This is a genomic window from Candidatus Symbiopectobacterium sp. (genome assembly GCF_020054415.1).
Taxonomy (GTDB): Bacteria; Pseudomonadota; Gammaproteobacteria; order Enterobacterales; family Enterobacteriaceae; genus Symbiopectobacterium.
In genome coordinates this window covers 1-10,834 of sequence record NZ_JAHWCO010000465.1, presented here as the reverse complement: position 1 = coordinate 10,834, position 10,834 = coordinate 1, and the positions used below count along the sequence as shown (strand labels likewise).

General features: G+C 53.7%; 6 protein-coding genes and 2 pseudogenes. 2 read left to right on the top strand and 6 right to left on the bottom strand.

The genetic code is table 11. The features are described 5' to 3' along the window. A partial coding sequence (locus QZ506_RS13700) for a hypothetical protein (protein ID WP_291971763.1) occupies positions 1-208 on the top strand: 208 nt, incomplete at its 5' end. A 321-nt stretch (positions 209-529) separates the two neighbouring features. Here the strand turns inward: QZ506_RS13700 and pssA are convergent. The 4 genes from pssA to trxC all read right to left on the bottom strand — a co-directional run bounded on the left by pssA (position 530) and on the right by trxC (position 5,955). After that, positions 530-1,885 carry a CDP-diacylglycerol--serine O-phosphatidyltransferase gene (gene pssA, locus QZ506_RS13695; protein WP_291971765.1) on the bottom strand — a complete coding sequence of 452 codons (1,356 nt, stop codon included), beginning with the start codon at positions 1,883-1,885 and terminating at the stop codon, positions 530-532. Positions 1,886-2,037: 152 nt separating this feature from the next. Next, positions 2,038-4,701 (bottom strand): bifunctional acetate--CoA ligase family protein/GNAT family N-acetyltransferase, encoded by a 2,664-nt coding sequence (locus QZ506_RS13690; protein WP_291971761.1) that lies wholly within the window; start codon positions 4,699-4,701, stop codon positions 2,038-2,040. 50 nt (positions 4,702-4,751) lie between these two features. Then, positions 4,752-5,450, bottom strand: a complete 699-nt coding sequence (locus tag QZ506_RS13685; protein WP_291971759.1) for a tRNA-uridine aminocarboxypropyltransferase — start codon at positions 5,448-5,450, stop codon at positions 4,752-4,754. 85 nt (positions 5,451-5,535) lie between these two features. Then, complete coding sequence (trxC, locus tag QZ506_RS13680; RefSeq protein ID WP_291971757.1) at positions 5,536-5,955, bottom strand: thioredoxin TrxC; 420 nt, start codon at positions 5,953-5,955, stop codon at positions 5,536-5,538. Between the two features lie 301 nt (positions 5,956-6,256). Here trxC and QZ506_RS13675 point away from each other — a divergent pair, with 301 nt between their 5' ends. Then, on the top strand, positions 6,257-7,378 hold the full coding sequence (locus tag QZ506_RS13675; RefSeq protein ID WP_291971754.1) for a tRNA/rRNA methyltransferase: 1,122 nt from the start codon (positions 6,257-6,259) through the stop codon (positions 7,376-7,378). A 338-nt stretch (positions 7,379-7,716) separates the two neighbouring features. Here QZ506_RS13675 and emrB read toward each other — a convergent pair. Both emrB and emrA read right to left on the bottom strand, forming a co-directional pair. Next, positions 7,717-9,258 (bottom strand): annotated as a pseudogene (emrB, locus tag QZ506_RS13670) (multidrug efflux MFS transporter permease subunit EmrB). Positions 9,259-9,269: 11 nt separating this feature from the next. Continuing rightward, a pseudogene (gene emrA, locus QZ506_RS13665) lies at positions 9,270-10,447 on the bottom strand (multidrug efflux MFS transporter periplasmic adaptor subunit EmrA). Positions 10,448-10,834: the final 387 nt, after the last annotated feature.

The following is a 10,834-nucleotide window of genomic DNA, read 5'->3' as shown; positions in this document are numbered from 1 at the left end:
TGGCCACTTTTGCCATAACCGTTTTTTTCACAGGAGATGTCTGTTCACAAAACGGGCATCTTACATCAACTTTAGCCACTGTATTCCACATCCAAAACCGGACATTTCACACTGCAATCAACATATTGAATACACGACCCTACTTTTCGGTATAGACAGATCGGTACAGATCTCGGTAAAGCTGGCTTCATCACGATTGGCAATATAGTAAACGATCATCACGAGACGGACTGCCGCTGGTGCTTTGCTATGCTCAAGTTGTTGTGAGATATTCATAGTGGTTTTATATGTGAAACTGTGATTTTTTATATAGAACGATAATAACGGAAGGGTATTTTATTTACCTAGATGCAGATCACAAAACGAGCGCGGTAGTATTGATTATTTCAATATAAATGGAACGTTGTTTCATTATGATAATGGAAAAGGCAGTTTTATGACAATATGGCGCGGAGAAGGGCGTGATGAGCAGAGATTGTGTCTGCACAGATAATCAAAAACCCCGCGAACGGGGTTTTACGGTGTTGAATTACAGAATCCGACTGATCAGCCTGTCGATCCTGATACGGCGCAAGCGGCGTATCAATTTACGTACTTTCACAGGATATTGCGCGATACCTTGCAAATCGGTATAGCTCTGGAGTGGCGTGGTGTATGCGCGAATCTGCTCCAACTCTCGCAACCGCTGTTCCAGCAGCACTTTTTCAGGATCGTGGATCAGGATGGCGTTTTCCAAATCCAAACGCCATGCGCGAGGATTGAGGTTATTGCCTGTCAGTAACTGCCAGGTATCGTCGGACCACAGCCCTTTGAGGTGGAAGCTGTTATCCCCATCCTTCCACAACCGCATGGTTAACTGCTGATTGTCGATATAACGCTGCAAGCGGCTGACGAAGCGGCGCAGGTTGATTTCATACAGGTAGGGCAATGCGCCGATGATCTTGAACGGCTGATCTTCGGGAATAAAGAAATCGTTAGCCGTCTTGTCGCCAATGATGATCTCCACCTGCTTGCCCTCTTTGAGCAGGCGCACCACGTTTTTGATCAGCAGTGCGGGCAGGTTGAAATAAGGGGTGCACATTACCAGTCGATGCTCGGTACAAAACATCAGGTGATGGATGGTGTTATTTAGTGTGCTTTGTTTACCCAACCCGACTAACGGAGTGACCGTCAGTTCTCCATTGACGCCCTCACTGCCTGGCGTGTTGTAAGCCAGGGTGCGCAGCGTTTGGCGGAATTGACGAATATCCGCTTTAATTTCCAGATTTTTGGGCCGCGAACGGCTGTCCAGACGTTGCACCGCCGGATCGTTTAGCAGCGTGGTGATGTAGCCCGACATGGTGTTGGCCAGCGCCGCATTATGGATAAGCTGATAGCGATCGTAGCGATACTTATCATGTTGATGCAGATAGACATCGTTCAGGCTGGCACCGCTATACAGCACACAGTCATCAGCGATGAAGCCCTTCAGGTGCAAGACGCCGAGTGCTTCGCGTGTATTGACGGGAATACCATAAATGGGAAACTTCACGTCAGCGTGTTTTTCTGCCATGTCGCAGTACCAATCCGCATTGGTACTCGCTGATTTGTCACCAATGCGCCCGCGCTGCGCACGGTGCCAATCGACCAACACACGCACGTCGAGATCGGGGTTGCGGCGCTTGGCGTTGTAAAGCGCAGAGAGTATGCCCTGTCCGCCGTCATCCTGCTCCAGATAGAGTGCGACCAGATAGACTCGCGTCTTGGCCTGTTGGATCAGGTTAATCAGCGCGGCGCGAAACTGTTCAGGGGAGTGTAACGTCTGAATGCCGTCCGCTGCTTGAGGGATTTTGGGCAGTTGTGCAAGGTGTTGTTGGTATTTATTGCGTTTAAATGTAGACAACATCACAGTGCGTTTCTTCTCTTATTAGTCGGCGCAAGGCCGTCATTAATGATGTCAGGGGAATGCAGAACCGGGCGATGATACCACTACTTTTCGGGCGTAGTGAGTAAGTTTTACCGTTCATTACCAGATTGACCGCCAAAATAAACGCTCTGTCACGCAACATCTTGTGTGTTCAACGGCAGCACCAGCGTGACAATCCCTTCGTCCAATTGCACGTCTACCGTGAAACCGAGTTTCTTCGCCAAGGCGACCATGCCCTGGTTATGCGCCATGGTAATGCCGTTCAATTGTTTTAATCCGTGGCGACGGGTGTAATCAATCAACTTACTGAGCAGACGCTTACCAATCCCCATCCCTTTACAGTCTGAACGCACCAGCACCGCGAATTCCGCGGCAATATTATCGGGATCGGAAATGGCGCGTGTTACGCCAATGATTTCATCACCGAACGCCGTCGGGCGCACCGCCACAAAAGCCATTTCCCGCTCGTAGTCGATCTGCGTCATGTACGCCAAATCTTCATGATTGAATTCGTTGATTTCACTGAAATAACGGTAGTAGAGATCTTCTTTGGTAACGTTGCCGATAAAGCGTTCCAGCAGCGGTTCGTCCTCAGGCAGAATGGGGCGAAACAGGCAATACTCCTGATTATTGAGCTGCACCTGTTCTTCCAGCTCTTGGGGATAAGGGCGGATGGCTAATCGGGATTGGGGGTCACCAGAGAAAGGTGCGAGATGGAGTGTGACATCCAGCAGGGTGAATTCACTGCCTGATGCCAGCAGCGGATGAATATCGAGGCGATGCACTTCCGGGCAGTCCAGGATCAGGTTGGAAACCTGCACCAGCAGCCGGCTGAGCCCGGCGATATCCAATGGATGCAGGGCGCTGCGCCCGCGTATTTTTCCGCTTTTCAGCGCTTGCATTATCAGGTAGCGCGCCAGTGTCATATTGAGCGGTGGCAAGGCCACCGCCGCCTGCGAATCCTTGTTCCATTCCACGCTGCCATCGCCCAATAAAATCAGCGGACCGAAGATCGGGTCCTGTTCTACCGCGATACGCAGTTCTTGTGCGCCAGCGCGATTCGCCATGCCTTGTACTAGCAGCCCGTGAATACGCGCCTGCGGATAGGCGCGTTTGACACGATCGATAATCGCATCGGCGGCTTGCTGGACTTCATGGGCGGTGCGCAGATAGAGCATCACCCCTTGCACTTCGGATTTGTGCGGGATATCCGGCGAACGTAGCTTGATGGCGACCGGGTAACCAATCTGTTCGGCAATATGCACCGCTTCTGCGCTGTCACTGGCAATCCAGGTCGGCAAGGTATGCAGCCCGTAGGCGTGTAAAATTGGCTGAACTTCGTGGGTATCCAACTGTGTTACCCCATCCGTCAACGCCTGATGAATCAGTTGGTGCGCCTGAGCGGCATTGATACCGAGATCGTGCGGCAGGGCCGGCGTTTCCATCAGTTGCTTCTGGTTACGCCGGTATTCCACGATATGCATAAAGGCAGTGACCGCTCCTTCGGGCGTGCGGTAGGTGGGAATGCCAGCCTCATTGAACAGACGACGTGCCTCCTGAGAGGAATATTCGCCACACCAGTTGGTAAGTAAGGTGATACGTTTGCCGCGCGGATGTGCCTGACAGCAGGCAATCAATTGCTGTGCGCTTTCGGTGCCGGGCGCTGCGGCACTCGGTGCGTGGATGATCAGCAGAGCATCGTAGTCATCGCTGTCCAGCAGCACCGAAAGCGTGCTGAGGTAGCGCGCAGCGGTAGCGTCGTCGCGCAGATCGAGCGGGTTTCCGATGTGGACTTCCTCAGACAATATGTCGCGCAGCTTCTGCTGAGTCTGTTCCGTCAAGGTCGCCAGTTTGCCTTGTCGGCTAAGCAATTGATCGAGCGCTTGTGCGGCGGGTGATGCGCCGTTACTGACAATAAGCAAGCGCTCGCCGCACAGCGGGCGCAGGTGGCTCAGCGTTTCCACTGCGGAGAACAACTCGTGGGTGTCTCGTACCCGTAGCAGACCGGCACGCTGGATCGCCGCATCGTAGGCGGCATCCAACCCGAGTTGATGCCCGTGCAGTAACTGCTGAGCAAGCTGCGTTCTGCCGCTCTTGATGACCAGGATGGGCTTGTTTCTGGCGGCGCTACGCGCGGCGGAGAGAAAACGCCGCGCATCTTTAAGCTGTTCCAGATGCAATAGAATGGCGCTGGTTTTACCATCACGCGCCAGAAAATCGAGTACATCATCCACATCGATATCTAGGCTGTCACCCAGTGCGATGAAGTAGGAAAAACCTATGCCGCGCTGCTGCGCCCAATCGAGAATAGTATTGGAAACCGCAGCGGACTGAGAAATAAACGCCAGCTTGCCTTTGACGATCGGGACGGGAGAGAAGCTGGCGTTGAAACCTTTCCACGGTGCCAGTATCCCTAGACTGTTCGGACCCAACAGACGCATGGCATAGCGGCTGGCGCAGGCTTTGAGCGCTTCCGCCTGCGCGGGGGGCGAAGAGAGAATAATCGCGGTTTTACAACCGCGCTGGCCCAACGCTTCCAGCATCAGTAAATTGCGACTGGCATGGGTACAGAGAACCGCTAGGTCGGGAGTAATGGGCAAACTTGCCACATCTGGATAAGCCAGTACGCCACAGACGGCACGGTATTTGGGCGTGACGGGCAGGATCGGACCGGTGAAGTGACCGCCCAGCAGGTTTTGCATCATGAGAAAACCGGCGCGCCACGGTTTCTCCGATGCACCCAGCACGGCGATCGATTTTGGTCTTAATAACGCTTCTAACCCGCGCTGACTCATGGCTCGCTCCCGACAGGACAGAGAGCTGAATCATAGCGGTTTTTATTCCTTTATGCTGTGACAGTCGATGAAATTTCCTGCACAGTGCGATGTGCTTTACCGGCCAGATAACGCTGACGAAAGCTGTCGAAGTGATTGAGCAGGCACTGGCTGGCATCCTTATCACCCGCCTGTTGCAACAGTGCGGCAGCAATTTCCGCCGTGCAATGTTGTCCTGCGCTACTGGTTTCGCGCAGTTGGTAGCGTGAAAGTGATTCAACCGCAAGCGACAAAATGGGCAGTGCATCCAGATAAGGGCTTTTGCGAAACATCTTGCGCGCTTCCGGCCAGGTACCGTCCAGCAGCACAAACAGCGGCGGCTTGGCGTTATCCGGTAAACTGTGCAATACCTGACGCGACGGCTCGGCTTCATCCGCAAGAAAAACCAGATAGGGTTGATAGTCCGAGGTTTGCAGTGCTGCCATCAACGCCGGATCAGGCTCCGTGCGTGACCAGAGAAAGGCCTGCGTGTCGGGCAGAATATCGGCAATTAGGCGGCCGGTATTGCTGGGCTTTAACGGCTCGGTATCGAACATGATCAAACAGAAAAGGCTGCGTGCCGAATGTGAGATTATGGTGTCGCACAGACAGTTGGTCACCGGCAGCAGGCAGTGTTGACAACGTACCACACGGCAACCTCGGGCCCGAAAAGGGCGGGTGGAGCGTTCCAGCCGGTGCTGGCGCAAACGAAGAACAGCGTTATCGCGCATAGTGAGTCGCTAAAAAGCGCTATTCTACTTGACGCACTGGAGGACAGAAAGCCCCAGTGCGGCTTTTATTACATGGCTTAACGGCTCAAACCGTTTCATCTAACCAGTTTTCGAACGGCGTTTTCGGCAACGTACCGCTCATGATATCTACCGGTTTACCCTGTTTAAACACCATCAGCGTTGGAATGCTACGAATACGAAAACGGTCGCTCAATTCCGGCTCAGCTTCGGTATTCACTTTGATAAAGCGAACTTTACCCGCGCGCTCTTGCGCCACCGCCGTAAAGATCGGGGCAAAGGCAACGCAGGGACCACACCACGGAGCCCAAAAGTCGACGACCACAGGCAAATCGTCTTGCAACAGCTTGTCGAATGTGGCACTGGTGGCATTGATCACATCACCGGAAAACAGCTCGCTGCCGCAGCGGCCACAGTTTGGGCTGTCGTGGAGGCGTTCTTCAGGCAAACGGTTCGTGGTGTGGCAGGATTCGCATACCGTGTTCATAGGCGACCTCAAATCATAAAACGGCTAAAATAGATGTGCTGTGGTCAACGTTGTGCCATAACCAGATGGCAGCTTGAAAAACAACAGCATGTTGCAAAAACGTAAACGTATTATGGTGATGGCCGTCTGAAGAAACAATGTGGTTTCCTCAATGATTACAATAGACATCACCGTTGTGGTTCAGGTTTCGGTGTCATGGTTTGCCGAGGTGTCACGGAAACTCCGCTTTTATACCCGAAGTCGGTAGCGTCGCGGGTGTACATCAGGTAATCTTCGCGCCAGCGCGTTGGTGGAGAAAATAATGAGCGATTCAGCGGGTAGTAAGAGCGGAAAGGTCCGCATAATGTACGTCCGTAATGAGGACGAAAAGAAAAATTCGCGTACCGGAGACGGCGCGCGTGATCGCCGCAATGATAACGAAAAAACCGGGCGGCGTGATAACCGAGACAAAGACGGGCGTACTAAACCACGCGATCCTCGTGACATGAACCCGCGCTATGTGCGTGAAAATCCGCACCGCAATAATGACAATGCTGGGCGCGATGATCGGGAAGATTACGGTCGCGGTAGTGATTCACCGTGGAAAACCGTGTCGCGCGCACCGGATGCCGTAGAGACACCAGACCACGGCGGGATTGTGGGCAAGAGTCGTCTCGATCCCGAGCAGATTCGCCGTCAGCGTCAGGAAGAGACGCGGGTTTATGGTGAAAACGCCTGTCAGGCGCTGTTTACCAACCGTCCGGACGCCATTGTTCGCGCCTGGTTCCTGCAAGAAGTGACGCCGCGTTTCCGTGAAGCGTTACGCTGGATGGCGGCGAACCGTAAAGCCTACCATGTGGTGGATGATGAAGAACTCACCAAGGCGTCTGGCACCGATCACCACGGCTGCGTGTGCTTCCTGATCAAGAAACGTCAGGGCTCTGATGTGAATGATTATTTGGCACAGGCACAGGCGAAGGAAACAGATTGCGTGCTGGCGCTGGAAGATGTGGGTAATCCGCATAATCTTGGCGGTATCGTGCGCTCCTGCGCGCACTTTGGTGTCGAAGGGGTGCTGATTCACGATCCGTCGTTGCTGGAATCTGGCGCGGCAGTGCGCACGGCAGAAGGCGGCGCAGAGCATGTGAATGCCATTCAAACCGATAGTTTCCCCTCGGCGCTGGATGCGTTCCGCGCCGCGGGTTATACCATCGCGACCACCTCCAGCCACAAAGGGCAGCAGCTGGCACAAACAGCATTGCCGAAGAAAGTGGTATTGGTGGTGGGGCATGAAGGTGATGGCCTGACGGACAGCACCTGGCAGCAGGGTGATTTGCCGCTGTCTATCGGTGGTACGGGTAAAGTGGAAAGCCTGAATATCTCCGTTGCGACGGGGATTTTGCTGTCGGAATGGTGGCGGCAGCACAGCATCACTGAAGAGTGATGCGTTAGAGAACGAACTGGCAGACTGGGGTTTTGTTTTGACTTCCCGCGTCCAATGGCGCTGAGGAAAAAGATGGGGCCAGGATGAGCAGCATGGATGCTGCGAAAGTCCCCGCCGCTTCGGTGACGGTCCGTCCGGCACCAGCTGTTTCCTAAGGCATCGCGAAGCGACGACATTGCGCAAATAGCCTGGGGTCGAGGGGAATGGGTGATTGCATTCCCCTCGTCGGGCGCGTGCCATGCAAGTGGCAGATAGATACGGGAGCGATCGCGCACGAAACCTTACTCAGCTATAAACATAAACCACGTTGTCATGTTTTAGCCTGTAGGCTAATTCTCTCAGTGAGCGCCGCTGCCACCCCCTCCGGTAGTAAACGGTGGCCGGGCAAACCATACCAATATCATCAGCACCAGAAAGACCCCTGCCGCTGCCCAAAAGATCTCATTGTCCGAAATGATCAACCCTTGATTGGTTATCTGTTGGGCGATGTAGGCGGAAGCCTGTTTCTCACTCATCCCCATCTCCATCAACTGCTGATAGGAGCCCTGAGCAATCGGGTTGTAAGGCGTCACCGATTCGGTGAGATGCGCGTGGTGCAGCGATTCGCGCTGTGTCCACAATGTCGTCGTGATCGAGGTACCGATGGAGCCTGCCAGCGTACGCGCAAAGTTCGAAAGGCTCTATGCCGCCGCCAGTCGTTCTGGGGGTAATCCGGAAAGCGTAATGGTGGTGAGCGACATAAAGAAGCAGGCCACGGCGAACCCTTGCACAAATTGCGGCCAGGCCGAGGCACCGAAATCCATCCCTGGTTCAAAGGTATACGCACGCCAATAAAAGCACACGGCATACATAATGAAGCTGAACGTCACCAGCTTGCGCATATCCAAACGCGGCGCAAAGCGTCCAATGATTGGGGAGAGCAACACGGGCATCAGGCCGACTGGCGCTGAGGCAAAACCTGCCTAGGTTGCGGTATAGCCAAAGACCGTTTGCAACAACTGCGGTAACAGCACGATGGAGCCAAAATAGAACATGTAGGCGAGGCTGATACACAAGCAGCCAATGGTGAAGTTACGCTATTTAAACGGCGACAAATCCACCACAGGGTGGTCGTCGGTCAGCTCCCACACAATCAGGAAGGCAGTGGAGACCACCGCCACCACGGTCAAAATGATAATATCGTTGGAACTGAACCAGTCCAGCTCTTTACAGCGGTCCAGCATCATTTGCAGGCTACCGATCCCGATAATCAACAGTGCCAGGCCGATGGTATCAATGGGTCGGATTTCGGTTTTGGTTTCGCGCCCCTTCAGGGTTTGCATCGCAATCACCACCACCAAAATGCCTAACGGTACGTTGATAAAGAAGATACAGCACCAGTGATAATTATCGCTGATCCAGCCGCAGAGAATCGGGCCACAAATGGGTGCCACCGCCACCGTCATTGACCAGAGCGCCAGTGCGATACTCCGTCGGGCAGGCGGATAGTTACTCAGCAACAAGCTTTGCGACAGCGGAATCAACGGACCTGCCACGATCCCCTGAAGCACACGGGCGAAAATCAGCATTTCCAGGCTGGTGGAGACGCCGCACAGCCATGACGTGAAGGCGAACAGTACCGTTGCCCACAAAAACAGACGTACCTCACCGATGTGTTTGGCGAGCCAACCGGTAATCGGAATGGAAATCGCATTGGCTACCCAGAATGACGTGATAACCCAAGTGCCCTGGGAGTTTGAGGCTCCCAGGTTACCGGCAATCGTGGGGATGGCCACGTTAGCGATGGTCGAATCCAGCACCTGCATAAAGGTCGCCAATGACAGCGCGACGGTCATCCAGGCCAGGGCCGAGCCTTCAAGCGGTTTTCTCTGCACGCTCATCTCCTGCGAGGTTATTCCGCATTAGCTCGAATAATGGTGTCGAACAGAGTATTGACCGGGGCCAGATCCAGCGTCAACGCATCGCTTTGGTATGCCGGTGCGCTGCGCGGTGCATCGGAAAGCACTTTCCCTTCTACATTGGCGGTATCGACTTTCACCAGTGTGGAAAGGCCAATACGCAATGGGTGCTCAGCCAGTTGTTGCGCATCCAGCTCAATACGCACGTGCAAACGCTGTACGACCTTGATCCAGTTACCGGTAGCATTTTGCTCTGGCAGCAGAGAGAACGCGCTGCCTGTCCCCATATCGAGGCCGACGACCTTGCCCTGGTACACCACATCGTCACCGTAGATATCACTGACCACCGTGACGGGTTGGGCGATACGCATATTGGCAAGCTGCGTTTCTTTAAAGTTGGTATCCACCCATAAATGGTGGGCGGGCACCGCGGCCATCAGTGCAGAAGAGGGGGGGTGATACGCGCACCAACCTGTATGCTGCGGCGAGAAATATAGCCATCCACCGGGATGACAATACGGGTTCTTTGCAGTGCCAACCAGGCATCACGCAGATCGGTCGCAGCTTGCTGCACACCGGGTTGTTGCTCAAGTGGCGTATCAAGGATCATCGCGCGATTGGCCTGGTATTGCTGCTTGGCCACTTCCAGTGAGGCACGCGCACTGGCGACGGCATCACGAGCGTGCTGCACATCTTCACGGCCAATCGCATTCACATTACCCAGTGCTTCACGGCACGCAAGGTCGCCCGTGGCTTTATTGAGTTCTGTTTGATACAGATCGATGTTGGCCTGATATTGTTTGCTGTTGATCATCAACTGGTGCGTCTGGCGCACGCTGTTAGCCAGCGCGGTCTGCGCGCGTTCGAAAGCAAGCTGCGCATCAGTCGCGTCCAGTTCGACCAGAACCGCCCCCTGCTTGACGAAATCGGTGTTGTCCACGTTGACGCGGGTGACGCTACCGCTCACCTGGGATATCAACTGCACCTGATTGCCTGCTACATAAGCATCGTCGGTTTCCTGATGGTGCATGAGCACCTGATACCAGTCGACGAACCAGATACAGCCAACCAGTAAAAACAGCATGGTCAACAGGGTAACTACCCGTTTGCGCTGGTATTTTTTATTCTTCGTAGGAGCCTGCGGCGTTGTGTTTTCCACGCTTGAACTCATGGTGTTTTCCTCTGCTTCAAATGTCATTTTTTCGTTATTTTTTATCAGAATGCTGCGGATAACGATGGCCGATTATTACACATGCGCTGCGAGGCAGAGAATCGGCCAACGCAGCCTTTACCCATGATGCAAGTTATCGCTCCGGCTGCCGTGAGGCAGCGGAACGTGGTCCGTTTAATGAACGGTCATGATACGAACGGGTATTGACCCAAAAACACTAGGTATCTTGCAAACACGCCAGCGCGTGTGAAGATGTATTTAATGTAATACAGTATTGTTATTATCGGGTCGTGTATTCAATGAGTTGATGTAGCATCAAACGTAGTACTCGCGTTCGATGTAAGTACCGATGATCCTATCGTGCGTTTCGGATGATTTTGAATATCC